The following is a 14,905-nucleotide window of genomic DNA, read 5'->3' as shown; positions in this document are numbered from 1 at the left end:
GGCCTGCGCCGCCGCCCGACAGCTACGTATCTTCTTTCCCCAAAATCACTTCCACCTGATGGATCCTGCCGTCGTCCCGCAGCGCGATCGTCGGCTCCGACTGAGGGATGCCGTCAACGATGATCTGCGTTTCGCCTTCTCCCTGGCGCACGACCAGCTGATATTCGCTGGCGCCTTCGCGGTAGTTGATCGTGAATTGCGGCCAGTCGGCCGGCAGACGCGTATCGATCGTCAGCCGATCGCCGCGGCGTTTCAGGCCCAGCAGCGACTCGAGAATCAAGCGATACATCCAGCCTGCCGAGCCGGTATACCAACTCCAGCCACCCCGGCCGATATGCGGCTCAACTGCGTAGACATCAGCGGTCGCCACGTAAGGTTCGACTTTGTAACGTTCGGCGGCGGCGCTGTCCAGGCTGTGGTTGATGGGGTTGATCAGCGCCATCAGCTGCCAGGCGCGTTCGATGTCACCCATTTCGGCGAAGGCCATCACCGCCCATACCGCGCCGTGGGTGTATTGGCCGCCGTTTTCCCGCACGCCGGGCAGATAGCCGCGGATATAGCCGGGATCGGGGCCGTTGCCGTCGAACGGCGGCGTCAACAGTCTGATCAGCCTGGCCTGCGGGTCGACCAGATGTGTATCCAATGACTGCATCGCCTGCCGACTGCGCTGCGGATCGCCGGCGCCGGACAGCACCGACCAGCTTTGCGCAATGGCGTCGATGCGGCACTCCGCGGCCAGGTGTGAGCCGAGCGGTTCGCCGTTGTCGAAATAGCCGCGGCGGTACCATTCGCCATCCCAGGCATGGTTGTGCAGGTTGTCCTTCAGGGCGGCGGCCTGGCGGCGGCACTGTGCGGCCAGGTCGTCATCGTGGTGGCGTTCCGCCAGATCGCCGTAGCGCTGCAGGATGGAAAACAGGAAGAAGCCGAGCCAGACGCTTTCGCCGCGGCCTTCCAGCCCGACCCTGTTCATGCCGTCGTTCCAGTCGCCGGCCCCCATCAGCGGCAACCCGTGCTCGCCAAAGGTCAGGCCGTGTTTCAGCGCGCGCGCGCCGTGCTGGTACAGGCTTTCCCGCACTGCGCTCTGCGCCGGCTGTTCATAGGCGGACTCTTCGCCGGGCGCCAGCTGGCGCGCCTCCAGATAGCCTACCTGTTCGGTCAAAATGCTCTCGTCGCCGGTGGCGTCCAAATAATGACACATCGCCAGCGGCAGCCACAGATAGTCGTCGGAACAGCGGGTGCGCACGCCGTTGCCCTGCGGCGGATGCCACCAGTGCTGCACATCGCCCTCGATAAACTGGCGTGAGGCGCACAGCAGGATCTGTTCGCGCAGCCGTTGCGGCGCGGCGTGGGTCAGTGCCAGCGTGTCCTGCAGCTGATCGCGGAAGCCAAAGGCGCCGCCGGATTGGTAGTAGCCGCTGCGTGCCTGAATGCGGCAGGAGAGAGTTTGGTACAGCAGCCAGCCGTTAGCCAGCAGATCGACCGCCGGATGCGGCGTGCCGATCTGCACCTTATTCAGGATGCCGTCCCAATAGGCGGCGACCTGTTGCCGTTCGTCTTGCAGGCGATCTTCATCCAGGTAGCGCTGCAGCAGCATGTCGGCCTCGTCGGCGTTTTGTCCCAGTCCCAGGACGAACACCAGGCTGCGCTGATCGCCGTCGATCAGGCTGAGCGCCGACTGTACCGCGCCGCACGGATCCAGCCCGGCGCCGACCCTGCCGGAAAGCCGGCGCAGTTTCAGCACCGCCGGATTGGCCAGCGTGCCGTTGCGGCCGAGGAATTCACGCCGATCGCCGCTGATGGAACAGTGGGCGCCGGTAACGCCGAAAAAGGCGGTGCGCTCGGAACCGTTGCCGCCGTAATGGTTGGTGGCCAGAATGCCGCAGCCGCCCGTCGTCGTCGCGGCCTGTGTCACGACGTGCATGGCGGTTTTACTGCGCAAATCGCCGAGGATGAATTCCATGTAGCCGGTGGCGGAGAGTTTGCGTGTGCGGCCTGAACCGTTGGTCAGCGTCAGCAAAAACAGCTTCACCGGCGCGTCCTGCGCCACCAGCATCGTCAGCTGGCTGTCGATGCCGCCTTCGCGGTGCTCGAACACGCTGTAGCCAAAGCCGTGGCGCGTCAAATAGTGGCCGCGACCGCGGGCCGGCAGCGGCGTGGGGGACCAGACGTGTCCGCTTTCCTCGTCGCGCAGATAAAACGCTTCGCCACCGCGATCGCTGATGGGATCGTTATCCCACGGCGTCAGCCGGTACTCGTGAGCGTTTTCGTACCAGCTATAGGCCTGACCGCTTTCTGAGATAACCGTGCCAAACAGCGGGTTGGCGATAACGTTTGACCAGGGTGCCGGAGTGATCTTGTTCTCGTTCATCGCAATGACATATTCGCGTCCGTCGCTGGAGAATCCGCCCAGCCCGTTAAAGAATTGCAGGTCTTCGATGGCGGGCAACTGCGGCGAATGCAGGTTGCGCGGCAGGTTGTCTACCGTCGCCAGCTTCGACGACGCGGTGACCGGAGACAGCGGCTGTTGCAGGGTTTGCGGCAGCTGCAGGCGTTGGTTGAGCTGCTCCGCCAAACCGCCGCGTCGGTCGTCGAGATAGATGCGCGCCACGCTGAGCAGCAGACGATGGTCTTCCGGCGACATATGTTCGCTGGTCCGCACGAAAATGCCCCCCGGCTTGTCGGTCAGGGTGGATTCCATGCCGGCGGCGATCAAGCCCATGATCTGATTTTGCAGATCCTGGCGGTAGCCGCCGACGTCTTCGTTGAGGATCACCAGATCCACCTGCAGCCCCTTAAGGCGCCAATAGTTGTGTGCCTGGATCAGCTGCTGCACCAACGCGATATTCTCCGCGTCGCTGACCGTCAGCAGCACGATCGGCAGATCGCCTGAGATCGAATGCCCCCATAACCCGGACTGGCCGCGGCGGTTGCTGATGATTTCACCGCCGCCGGCGCGCATTTCCTGCGCCGGGAACACCACGGCGCCGGCCAGACGGTTGAACAGATTGGCGTCTTCCTCATTGGCGTTCAGTTGGCGCAACACCACCTGGCTGTGTGACCAGGCCAGTTCGAAGACGCGATCCGCCAAGTGGCGATCGCGATATTTTTCCAGCATCGCCAGACAGGAGGCGCGATCCTCGCAAACGCCGTAAAACACATCCAGCGTCAGCGGAACGTTGGGTTCCAGCACCACGCGCTGGCGGATGGCGATGATCGGATCGATAACCGGCCCGGCGCTGTTGGTCAGCGGCGCATTGTGGTACAACGCCTGCGGATTGGCCGGCGTGCGGCCGCGGCCGATAAATATGCCGCGATCGGTTTCGAACGAGGTTTGCGCGCTGTTTCCCTGTACCGTCATCATGTGCAGCAGCCACGGGCACGTCTCTTTGGGCTCGCGCGGTCTGCGATGACACAGGATCGCTTCCTGGTCTGGCAGTAGCTCGGTTTGCACGAACAGATTGCTAAAGGCCGGGTGCGCCAGATCGTTCCCGGCCGGTGCCAGCACCACTTCGGCATAGCTGGTGATCTCAAGGATGCGCGGCTGTTTACCGCGGTTGATGAGCGTCAGGCGGCGCAGTTCGATATCATCTTCCGGCGAAACCACCACCTGCGTTTTGACCGAAAGCGTGCCCAGATGGCGCTGGAATTCGGCGCCGGCGTCGTTGAACACCGCGCGATAGTCTTTGGCGCCGCCGCCGCCGATCGGTTGCCAGGTATTGCTCCACACTTCGCCGGTTTGCGGATCGCGCAGGTAGCAGAAAGCGCCCCAGTTATCACGGGTGGCGTCCTCGCGCCAACGGGTCAGCGCCAGGTTTTGCCACCGGCTGTAACTGCCGCCGGCCTGCGACAGCATCAGATGATAGTTGGCGTTGGACAACAGTTGCACTTCGGGTATCGGCGTATCGACGCGGGTGAATTCACGCGCGCTGAAGCTGGCCGGCTGGATGGTGCCTTCGTGGGTTTCGAAATGACGACGCGGGCTATAGAGCTCGACTGCGTCCGGCACGCGTTCCTGCAGCAGCAGGCGCGCTGACTGGAAGGCGGGATAGCGGGCGAAACGCGCCACCATCGGCGCATCCAGCAGCAGGTGCGACAGCGCCAGGAACCCCATGCCCTGGTGGTGTGCCATGTAGGAGCGGACGATCGTGTACAGTTGCCCGCGGCTCAGGCGTGCGGTGGTGTAATCGAGCGCTTCGTAAAAACCGTATCGCCCTTTGGCGCCGTTGTGTTCCAGCGTCAGCAGGTTATTGCAAGCGGCGACGGGCTCAACGATCAGTGCCATCAGCGTCGCGTAAGGGGCGATCACCATATCGTCGGCCAGGCCGCGCCGCAGCCCCAAACCGGGCACCCCAAAGGCGTGATATTGATAATTTTGCTGCGCGTCGAAGCCGAAATAGCCGGATTCGGAAACGCCCCAGGGGACGCCGCGCTCCTTACCCCAGGCGATTTGGCGCGCCACCGCCGCGCGGCACATCTGCACCAGCAGCGAATCGGGATAGGCGGGCATGACCAACTGCGGCATCAGGTATTCGAACATCGACCCGCTCCACGACATCAGCGCAGGCTCCTTGTCGATGACGGTGAACAGCCGGCCAAGGGCGAACCAGCTGCGCTGCGGCACCTGATTGGTCGCGATGGCCACGTAGTTGGTCAGACGGATTTCCGACGCCAGCAGATCGTATTTGCTGCTGTCCATGCGGTTATGGTCGCAGTTGAAGCCGACGCTCAGCAGGTGGGTCGATTCGTCATACAGGAAGTGGAAGTCCATCTGCGCCATTTTTTCCAGCCGCTGCCGCAGGCTGCCGAGTTGCGCCAGGCGCTGTTGCGCCAGCGCGGCGGCGGCATCGAGCCGGCTTTGTTGCTCGGCCGAAAGCCCCAGGTTCGCCGGGGCGTCGGCCAACCAGCGCAGGCTGGGCGGCTGCGCCAGATCCGGCGGCGCATCGCTCAGCCAGCCATACCATTGCGCCCATTCCGCACAGAGTTCATTAAGCTGCTGATGGAGCGCGCCGGCCCAGCGTTTAGTTTCTTCGCCGTGGTTTAACGCCGGCTCCTGCAACCCGTTGCTGTAGTTGCGCATGGCGTCCAATTCAAGCAGCAGCGCGGCGTACGGGCTGTTTTGCGCCTGTTGCCAATGTTGGCGCAGTTTGGCCAGGTTTTTCGGCGCTGCGTTTCCCCACTGCTGTTCCAGCAGTTCCAGGCTGTCTCCCAGACCGGCCACTATCCGCTGCGGATCGATGACCGGCTGTTGGGCCAGTGCCGGCAGCCCGGCGCAGAGCGTCAGCAGATGCCCGGCCAGGTTGCCGCTGTCGACGCTGGAAATATAGCGCGGGTTTAACGGCTCTAAGGTGCGCGTGTCGTACCAGTTGTACAGATGGCCGCGATAGTGCTCCATGCGATCCAGCGTATCGAGCGTCAGTTCAATGCGGCGCAGCGCCTCGCACAGCGTCAGGTAGCCGAAATCGCAGGCGGTGAGGTTGGCCAATAGCGACAAACCGATATTGGTCGGCGAGGTGCGGTGCGCTATCACCGGTTCCGGTATTTCCTGATAGTTGTCCGGCGGCAGCCAGTTCTCCTGAGCATTGACGAAGGTGTTGAAAAAGTCCCAGGTCTGGCGGCTGGTATGGCGCAGGAAGCGCCGTTGCTCCTCATCGATCGCCGTTTTGCTGCGCTGCGGCTCGCGGCTCAGGTAGTAGAGCAAGAACGGCGCGAATACCCACAGCGCGGAAAGCGGCAAGGCGACGACGAGCGCCATCGGGTTATGCCACGCGGTGAGCAGCAGCAACCCCGCCCCGGCCAGCGGATTGACCCACATGGCGCGATAGAAATTGGTCGGCGTCACCCGCAGGCGCGTTTTGCTCTGGGCGTAGCTGGTCCACTCTTGCAGATTGCGTTGGCTGAACAGCAGGCGCCATAGGGTAACGGCGATCGCTTTCAGGCTGTACAGCGCTTCGTGCGGGAGTGCCGCGAGGCGCAGGCCGATTTGTGCCAACCGGTGCAGCGTGCCCTTCAGCGCCAGCCGCACATGCTGGAGAAACGGGCGGCGTGGCGGTTTGCGCGCGATGTCCTGCAGCAGCGCCAGCGCGGAAGGCAGCAGCAGAAGGATAAAGACCACCGCCAGCCAGTAACCGGTGTTGGGCAACCCTGTCAGGCAGCAGAATAAAAGCAGCAACAGGCTGGGGGCCACCAGGCTGCGGCGCAGGTTGTCGAACAGCTTCCACTGCGACAGCGCGCTCAGCGGGTTGGCGCAGCGTGAGCCGTCCGCTTTTTTCACCCGCGGCAGCAGCCAGTTAAGCAACTGCCAGTCGCCGCGGATCCAGCGCGAACGGCGCGCCACGTCGACCAGATAGTTGCTGGGATATTGCTCATACAACAGCACATCGCTCAACAGCCCCGAGCGGGCATAGCAACCTTCCAGCAGATCGTGGCTCAGCACTAAATTCTCCGGGCAGGTGCCTTGCAGGCTGCGCGCAAACACGTCCACGTCGTAAATGCCTTTGCCGATGAATGAGCCTTCGCCAAACAGATCCTGATAAATGTCCGACGCCATGCGCGTATAGGGATCGTTGCCCGGCGTGCTGCTGCATAAGGCGGCGTAACGTCCCTGACCAAAACGCGGGATCTCTTCGGCCATGCGCGGCTGCAAAATGGCGTAGCCTTCCACCACGCGCTGTCTGTTTTCGTCATACTGCGGCTGGTTGAGCGGATGCGCCATGGCGGCGATCAACTGGTGAGCGGTGTCGCGCGGCAATACGGTATCGCTGTCGAGGGTGATGACGTATTTGACGTTTTTCAGAGCCTCAAGGCCGGCGCCAACCAGGCTGGAGAAGGCGTTGTCGCGGTTGCGTAGCCAGTCGTTAAGCGCATTCAGCTTGCCGCGTTTGCGCTCCAGCCCCATCCACACGCCCTGTTTGTCATTCCACTGCCGATCGCGGTGGAACAGGAAAAAGTGGCCCGGCCCTTCACAGGGATAGCGTGCATTCAGCGCGCCGATTTTTTCACTGACGTAAGCCAGCAACGCGGCGTCGTCAGCCTGCCGCTGATGCGGGGCGTCGTTAAAGTCGGTGAGCAGCGCGAAATGCAGGTGTTTCATCGCATTACCCAGATAACAGACCTCCAGCGCGTTGAGCAGCCGGTCGATGCCGGTTTTCTCGTCGAGCAGGGTGGGGATCACCACCAATGTGCGGAACTCGGCCGGAATGCCGCAGGAGAAATCGAGCCTCGGCAAAGGTCGGGGTTCCCGGCTGCGGGTCGTAACCTCGCTGAGCAGGTTAAGCACGAATTGGCTGACGACGATCGCCAACGGGAAAAACAGCAGCGCCAATCCCCACCAGCTGATGCCGCTGCCCGCCGCGTGGCGCAACAGTTCCGCACAGCTGGCGGTGGTGAGCAGGCTGAGGCTGCCGAGCCAGGACAGCAGCGGCGCCTGGTTCAGCGCGTGGCGCACCCGGGTAATGCGGCTGAGGCGTACCGCCAACTGCTGTTCCAGCGCCGGTCTGCCGTCGTCGATCAGGTAGTAGCCGATGTGATGATTGCGCGCATCGCCGACGGGATCTTCCGCCGCCACTCGCGCCATGTTGAGCACGTGTCGCGCAACCTGTACCTCGTCGTGCGGGCTGTGGCGGGCCAGCATTTCGATCACGTGGCGATAGTGATCGCGGGTGTCGAAGTGCATCATCGGATACACCCCAGCCGGATCCTGACGCAGCGTTTGATCTACCAGGCTCATGGTTTCCACAAATTCCGCCCAATCCATTTCGCTCAGCTGGCGCAGGCCGGCGATGCTGTTGCTGACCGACAGTTGGCTGACCGCCAACTGTTGGTTGAAGCGGTGGATCAGTTCATCGGAGGTCATGCTGACCTCCGCCAGACGCTGTTCCACCCAGGTGAGCGGCAGCGCCAGCATGGTGCCGTGGCCCTGCAGACGGCGCACCAGCTCGGCGACGAAGGCGCTGGTGCGCGGCGGATTGGATCGCGCCATGTCGGCGATAACGATGATCAAATTGGCCGGATCGTTTTCCGCCGATTCGAGCATTTTATTGACCCAGTCATCGGCCAGGTTGCGTTCACGCTGAGCCTGCGCTACCTCGACGCTAACGCGGCGCAGGTTGTCTATTAGCGCCAGACGCAGCATGCCCGGCAGCGCCCACAGTTCACCCAGCGTCAGATTGGTTTCCTTTTGATAGGCGGCGATATAGCGCGTCAGGCTCTCTGCGTCCCAGCGCCCGTCGCCGTGGGTGATGGCTTCGGCGGCGATGTCGTAAATGCGCGGGCAGTTGTGCGGTGCAGTCAGCTGCGGCAAGCCGCGGCCAAAGGTCTTAGGCAAGTGATGTCGCACCACGCGGATTTGCTCTTCGATCAAATAGTAATTATCGAGCAACCACTCCCCGGCGGGCGTCATGCTGCTTTTTTTGCCGTTGCTGAGCTGGCGGCAGCTCTCAGCCAGCACCCGTTCGTTGTGATCCAGCCGCTTCAGCAAATAGTAGGGGGTCTTACGCGTCGCCAGTTTGTGAGAGCGTGCCAGACGCTGGCCGTAGCGTTCCATCTGATCGACGGAAAACAGCTCGGCCTTGATGGTGCCGCCGAGCGGTTCCGGTTCGCCTTTAGCGCTTCTGGCGGCGAGCGGCTTTATTTTGCTGTTTTTGCGTTGACTTCTTAACCAATTGATAAGTTTTTCTTTCACACAAAAGCTCCTCACTTCTGACCAAAAGGGCAGCCGGTAAACCCGCTGGGAGTGCGTGAACATCCTGTATCTGGCGCCGGGAACATATGGCGTGGATTTGTTGCAGGAAGGAACAGACCTTTCCAGTATAGCTGTTCAGAATGAGATGTGTCTGTTTTTTAATCGTATTGTTTAATTTTAATAAACATTTGTCGAGGCGGGGCGTTCTGACCTATGCCCGATCAGCAACGGTATGTCATGGAGGTTGACTTGCTGTGGCGGGAAGATACGTCAGGATAAACTCACTGGGTATTTCCCTGATTTTTGTATGGACGGATTGAGCCGGCGCCGCCGCAAGTGTAAAGTATTTGTGTTTTTATTGTTTATTTTTTGTTCTAAATCAAATAATTATCTGGTGTAAACGCCCAGGGATATACGGCGTTCTTGCGCTGGCGCAAAAGCCGTGAAAATAACACCTCATATAATACAGAGCGTAACTACAGGCGCGGCGTCCGTCGGCTGCGCCGGAGACGATCTCTGCTAACTGACTTGTGAGCGAACTATGTCGACAAGTGTTTTTAATCGCCGGTGGGCGGCTGTGCTGCTCGAGGCGCTGGCCCGCCATGGGGTGCGGCATGTTTGTATCGCTCCGGGATCGCGCTCCACGCCGCTGACGCTGGCCGCCGCGGCTAACCGATCGTTTATCTGTCATACCCATTTTGACGAGCGCGGGCTCGGCCATCTGGCGCTTGGGCTGGCGAAGGCGGCGCGTGAGCCGGTGGCGGTGATCGTCACGTCCGGCACCGCGGCGGCCAACCTTTATCCCGCGTTGATTGAAGCCGGCCTGACCGGTGAGCGGCTGGTGTTTCTCACCGCCGATCGGCCGCCGGAGTTGATCGACTGCGGCGCCAATCAGGCGATCCGTCAAAACGGCCTCTACAGCAGCCACCCGACGCTGGCGATCGATCTGCCGCGTCCTACGCCGGATATTCCGGCCGCGTGGCTGGCCTCCAGCGTCGACAGCGCGATGGCGCGCCTGCAACACGGCGCTTTGCACATCAACTGCCCGTTCGCCGAGCCGCTGTACGGCGGCGACGAACGTCACTATGCCGATTGGTCCGCCGCGCTGGGCGACTGGTGGCAGAGCGATCGCCCGTGGCTGCAGGAAAGCGAGACGCATGCGGCGCCGGTGCCGCAGCCGGACTGGTTCTTCTGGCGGCAAAAGCGCGGTGTGGTGCTGGCCGGGCGCATGAGCGCGCAAGAGGGCGCTCAGGTGGCCGACTGGGCCGCAACGCTGGGGTGGCCGCTGATCGGCGACGTGCTGTCGCAGACCGGGCAACCGCTGCCCTGCGCCGATTTGTGGCTTGCGCATCCGCAGGCGCAGCGCGTACTGCAAGATGCGCAGCTGGTGGTGCAGTTCGGCGGCAGCCTGACCGGCAAACGCCTGCTGCAGTGGCAGGCGCAGTGCCGGCCTGAAGAGTATTGGATCATCGACGAGCTGCCGGGGCGGCTCGATCCGGCCCAGCACCGGGGGCGGCGCCTGCGTGCCGGCGTGGCTCAGTGGTTGGCGCAACACCCGGCGCAGCCGCGCGCGCCGTGGGCCGCCGGGCTGGCCGTGCTGGCGGATAAAGCGCTGACGGCGGCATCCACGCATCTGCACGATAACTTTGGCGAAGCGCAGCTGGCGCACCGCCTGCCGGAACTGCTGCCGGAGAACGGCCAGCTGTTTCTCGGCAACAGTCTGGTAGTGCGGCTCATCGACGCGCTAACGCCATTGCCCGTCGCCTACCCGGTATTCAGCAACCGCGGTGCCAGCGGCATCGACGGCCTGATCTCCACCGCTGCCGGCGTGCAGCGCGCCACCGCCAAACCGACGTTGGCGGTGGTGGGCGATCTTTCCGCTCTGTATGACCTCAATGCGCTGGCGCTGCTGCGCCAGAGCTCGGCGCCGACGGTGCTGATCGTCGTCAACAACAACGGCGGCCAAATTTTCTCGCTGTTGCCGACGCCGGACGAGGAGCGCCAACGCTTTTACTGCATGCCGCAGAACGTCGAGTTCAGCCACGCGGCGGCGATGTTCCAGCTGGAGTACGCGCGGCCGGAAAACTGGCGCCAACTGCAACAGGCGGTTGAGCAAGGCTGGCGGCGCGGCGGCGCCACGCTGATAGAACTGCAGGTGTCGCCGAGCGCAGGGGCCGAAAGCCTGCAATACCTGGTGCAACAGATGGCGGTGCAATGATGCTGGCGACGCGAATTTTGCAACAGGGCGAAGCGGGGCGTCCGTGGCTGGTATGGCTGCACGGCCTGCTGGGCAACAACAATGAATGGCGGGTGATCGCCGCACGCTGCCCGGAATGGCCATCGCTGGCCATCGATCTGCCCGGCCACGGTGATTCCGTGGCGGTGAGCTGCCGCGGCTTCGACGACATCAGCGCGCAGATTGCCGCCACGCTGCAGCTGCGCAATATCGAACGCTATTGGCTGGTGGGCTACTCGCTCGGCGGGCGCATCGCCATGTATCACGCCTGCCACGGCCGCCATGCCGGCCTGCAGGGGGTGATCGTCGAGGGCGGTAATCCGGGGCTGGAGGACGAAGAGCAGCGCCACCGGCGCTGCGAACAGGATGCGCTGTGGGCGGCGCGTTTTCGCAGTGAGCCGATCGCCGAGGTCCTGGCGGACTGGTATCAGCAGCCGGTGTTCAAAGAGCTTAGCCATGTGCACCGCCAGGCGCTGATCGCCGCGCGCTCGGTCAACAGCGGCCCGGCGATCGCCGACATGCTCGAAGCCACGTCGCTCGGGCGGCAGCCCTATCTGGCGCCGCAGCTGCGCCAACTGAGCGTGCCGCTGCAGGTGCTGTGCGGTGAGAACGACCCCAAATTTCAACGGCTGGCGCGCGACGCCGGGTTGCCGTTGCGCATCGTGCCGCAGGCCGGCCACAACGCGCATCTGGCCAATCCGCAGGATTTCGTCGCCGAGCTGCAGACCTTTCTCGTTAACCCTGGTTAAAGGAACCGAACATGCTTTATCCGAATGAAGAACAGCTGTATGCCGCCATCGCCTGGCAGGATTGCACCGGCGATTTCGAAGACATTCTGTATCACAAGTCCGCCGACGGCATCGCCAAAATCACCATTAACCGGCCGCAGGTGCGCAACGCGTTTCGCCCGCAAACGGTTAAAGAGATGATCGACGCGCTGGCCAACGCCCGTTACGACGACGGCATCGGCGTCATTATTCTGACCGGCGCCGGCGATAAGGCCTTCTGCTCCGGCGGTGATCAGAAAGTGCGCGGCGACTACGGCGGCTATCGCGACGACAGCGGCGTGCATCACCTCAACGTGCTGGACTTCCAGCGCCAGATCCGCACCTGCCCGAAACCGGTGGTGGCGATGGTGGCCGGTTATTCGATCGGCGGCGGCCACGTGCTGCACATGATGTGCGATCTGACCATCGCGGCGGATAACGCCATCTTCGGCCAGACCGGCCCGAAAGTGGGCTCGTTCGACGGCGGCTGGGGCGCGTCTTACATGGCGCGCATCGTCGGCCAGAAGAAGGCGCGCGAAATCTGGTTCCTGTGCCGCCAGTACGATGCCGCCGCCGCGTTGGACATGGGCCTGGTCAATACCGTGGTGCCGCTGGCCGATCTGGAAAAAGAGACGGTGCGCTGGTGCCGAGAAATGCTGCAGAACAGCCCGATGGCGCTGCGCTGCCTGAAGGCGGCGCTGAACGCCGACTGCGACGGCCAGGCCGGTTTGCAGGAGCTGGCGGGCAACGCCACCATGCTGTTCTACATGACCGACGAAGGGCAGGAAGGGCGCAACGCGTTTAACGAGAAGCGTCAGCCGGACTTCAGCAAATTCAAGCGTAACCCGTAATGAGCGAGGTAAACCGCAGCGCGGCACTTTACCGTTACAGCCTGCCGATGGAGGCGGGCGTGGTGCTGCGCAATCAGCGGTTGAAAACGCGTGACGGATGGGTGGTGCAGCTGCGTCAGGGCGAGCGTGAAGGCTGGGGCGAGATCGCGCCGCTGCCGGAATTCAGCCGGGAAACGTTGGCCCAGGCCGAACAGGCCGCGTTGGACTGGCTGCAGGCCTGGTTGGCGGGCAACGAACCGGATGACAGCACGCTGCCCTCGGTGGCCTTTGGGATTAGCTGCGCGCAGGCCGAGCTGGAGCAGCGCTTGCCGACGCAGGCGGATTTTCGCAAGGCGCCGCTGTGTACCGGCGATCCGGACGAGCTGTTCGAGATATTGAGCGCCTTGCCGGGCGAGAAAGTCGCCAAGGTGAAGGTGGGGCTGTATGAGGCGGTGCGCGACGGCATGATCGTCAACGTGCTGCTGGAGGCGCTGCCGGATCTGCGGCTGCGGCTGGACGCCAACCGCAGCTGGACCCGCGCCAAAGCCGACGGCTTCGCCAAATACGTCAACCCGGCGTGGCGCGATCGCATCGCCTTTTTGGAAGAGCCCTGCAAGACCCGTGATGAATCGCGCGATTTCGCCCGGGCAACCGGCATCGCCATCGCCTGGGATGAGAGCGTGCGCGAGGCGGACTTTGTGGTGCAGGCCGAGCCGGGCGTGGCGGCCATCGTGATCAAGCCGACGCTGGTCGGCAGCCTGACGCGCTGCCAGGCGTTGGTGGCGCAGGCGCACGCGGCGGGGCTGACGGCGGTGATCAGCTCCAGCATCGAGTCCAGCCTGGGGTTAACCCAGCTGGCGCGCATCGCCCGCTGGCTGACGCCGGGCACCGTGCCGGGGCTGGACACGCTGGGGTTGATGCAGGCGCAGGTGCTGCGGCCTTGGCCGGGTAGCGCATTGCCGCTGCTGGATGCCTCGGCGCTGGAGTGCCTATGGCGCCGTTAAGCGATTGGCCATGGCGGCACTGGGCTAGCCTTCAACCGCAGGCGACGGCGCTGCTGCTTGGCGAACAGCCGCTGAGCTGGCTGGCGTTGCAAGGCCAGGTGGATGAGCTGGCGGCGGACTTCCAGCACCAGGGCGTGGAGCCGGGCTGTGGCGTGGCGCTGTGCGGTAAAAACAGCTACCCGCTGCTGTTGGCCTATCTGGCGCTGCTGCAATGCGGCGCGCGCCTGTTGCCGCTCAATCCTGCCTTGCCGACGCCGCTGCTGGCACAGCTGCTGCCCGAATTGGACATCACCTTTGCCTTCGGCCCGGATCCGTTGCCGGCGCTGCCGGAAGAGGTGATTCGATTGACGCCGCCCTCGACCGAGCCGCGCTGGCCGAACTTGCCGGCGTGGGATGCGCAACGTCTGGCGACGCTGACGCTGACCTCGGGCTCCAGCGGCCTGCCGAAAGCGGCGGCGCACAGCTACGCCAACCATCTGGCCAGCGCCGCCGGGGTGTTGCGGCTGATGGATTTTCAGCGCGAGGATTGCTGGCTGCTGTCACTGCCGCTGTTTCATGTCTCCGGCCAGGGTATCGTCTGGCGCTGGCTGGCGGTGGGTGCGCGGCTGGCGGTGCGCGAAATGCACCCGTTGGCCGAGGCATTGGCAGGCTGCACGCACGCCTCGCTGGTGCCGACACAGCTCTGGCGGCTGCTGGCGCAACCGCTGACGGGCACGACGCTGAAAGAGGTGCTGCTCGGCGGCGCCATGATCCCGGTGGCGCTGACCGAACGGGCGGAAGCGGCGGGGATCCGCTGCTGGTGCGGCTATGGGCTGACCGAACTGGCTTCCACGGTGTGCGCCAAGCGCGCCGATGCGCGGCCGGGCGTCGGCCTGCCGCTCAGCGGCCGCGAGGTAAAACTGGTGGACGAAGAGGTCTGGATCCGCGCCGACAGCCTGGCGCTCGGCTACTGGCGTCATGGCCAGCTGCAGCCGCTGGCGGATGCACAGGGTTGGTTCGCGACCCGCGATCGCGGCGCGATGGCCGAGGGGGAACTGCGCATTTTGGGCCGGCTGGACAACCTGTTTTTCAGCGGTGGCGAAGGGGTGCAGCCGGAGGATATCGAACGCGTGTTGGCGGCGCACCCGCAGATCTCGCAGGCGTTTGTGGTGCCGGCGGCGGACGTCGAGTTCGGCCAGCGGCCGGTGGCGGTAATCGACGGCGATCCGTCGCTGTCGCTGGCGGCGTTGCTCGCCTGGTCGCAGGACAAGCTGGCCAATTTCCAACGCCCGGCGGCGCTGCTCCCGCTGCCTGACGAGCTGAAAAACGGCGGCATCAAGATTTCGCGCCGCCAGTTGCAGCAATGGGTGGCGCAGCGCCTCTCTCAGGCATAAAAAAGCCGCCCGAAA

6 protein-coding genes are annotated in these 14,905 nt (G+C 63.7%); 5 read left to right on the top strand and 1 reads right to left on the bottom strand.

Translation table 11 applies throughout. The features are described 5' to 3' along the window. Positions 1-22 precede the first annotated feature (22 nt). Positions 23-8,680: a glycoside hydrolase family 94 protein gene (locus ACF8MC_RS10390; protein ID WP_053091954.1), complete on the bottom strand. Its 8,658-nt coding sequence runs from the start codon at positions 8,678-8,680 to the stop codon at positions 23-25. A gap of 541 nt (positions 8,681-9,221) precedes the next feature. On the opposite strand from ACF8MC_RS10390, the gene menD reads away from it, so the two are divergent. Genes menD through menE form a run of 5 tightly spaced genes read left to right on the top strand, consistent with a single transcriptional unit; the run spans position 9,222 to position 14,890 of the window. Further along, positions 9,222-10,898, top strand: a complete 1,677-nt coding sequence (gene menD / locus ACF8MC_RS10385) for a 2-succinyl-5-enolpyruvyl-6-hydroxy-3-cyclohexene-1-carboxylic-acid synthase (protein WP_164105209.1) — start codon at positions 9,222-9,224, stop codon at positions 10,896-10,898. Continuing rightward, positions 10,895-11,665, top strand: coding sequence for a 2-succinyl-6-hydroxy-2,4-cyclohexadiene-1-carboxylate synthase (gene menH / locus ACF8MC_RS10380; protein WP_164105210.1), 771 nt, complete (start codon positions 10,895-10,897; stop codon positions 11,663-11,665). The genes menD and menH overlap by 4 nt, the downstream gene beginning before the upstream one ends. A gap of 11 nt (positions 11,666-11,676) precedes the next feature. Next, positions 11,677-12,534 carry a 1,4-dihydroxy-2-naphthoyl-CoA synthase gene (menB, locus tag ACF8MC_RS10375; protein ID WP_033635308.1) on the top strand — a complete coding sequence of 286 codons (858 nt, stop codon included), beginning with the start codon at positions 11,677-11,679 and terminating at the stop codon, positions 12,532-12,534. Next, complete coding sequence (menC, locus tag ACF8MC_RS10370) at positions 12,534-13,517, top strand: o-succinylbenzoate synthase (RefSeq protein WP_164105211.1); 984 nt, start codon at positions 12,534-12,536, stop codon at positions 13,515-13,517. Before menB ends, menC begins: the two co-directional genes overlap by 1 nt. Beyond that, positions 13,505-14,890 carry an o-succinylbenzoate--CoA ligase gene (menE, locus tag ACF8MC_RS10365; protein ID WP_164105212.1) on the top strand — a complete coding sequence of 462 codons (1,386 nt, stop codon included), beginning with the start codon at positions 13,505-13,507 and terminating at the stop codon, positions 14,888-14,890. The genes menC and menE overlap by 13 nt, the downstream gene beginning before the upstream one ends. The last annotated feature ends 15 nt before the right edge of the window (positions 14,891-14,905 follow it).

It is taken from the genome of Serratia sp. LACPHL-BACT-2024-00286, assembly GCF_043109535.1.
Taxonomy (GTDB): Bacteria; Pseudomonadota; Gammaproteobacteria; order Enterobacterales; family Enterobacteriaceae; genus Serratia; species Serratia sarumanii.
This window is presented reverse-complemented; position numbering and strand designations above follow the sequence as displayed.

Coding starts and splice junctions, on each gene's coding strand:
- menE (WP_164105212.1), top strand. CDS start 13,505: ATGGCGCCGTTAAGCGATTGGCCATGGCGGCACTGGGCTAGCCTTCAA.
- menB (WP_033635308.1), top strand. CDS start 11,677: ATGCTTTATCCGAATGAAGAACAGCTGTATGCCGCCATCGCCTGGCAG.
- menH (WP_164105210.1), top strand. CDS start 10,895: ATGATGCTGGCGACGCGAATTTTGCAACAGGGCGAAGCGGGGCGTCCG.
- menD (WP_164105209.1), top strand. CDS start 9,222: ATGTCGACAAGTGTTTTTAATCGCCGGTGGGCGGCTGTGCTGCTCGAG.
- menC (WP_164105211.1), top strand. CDS start 12,534: ATGAGCGAGGTAAACCGCAGCGCGGCACTTTACCGTTACAGCCTGCCG.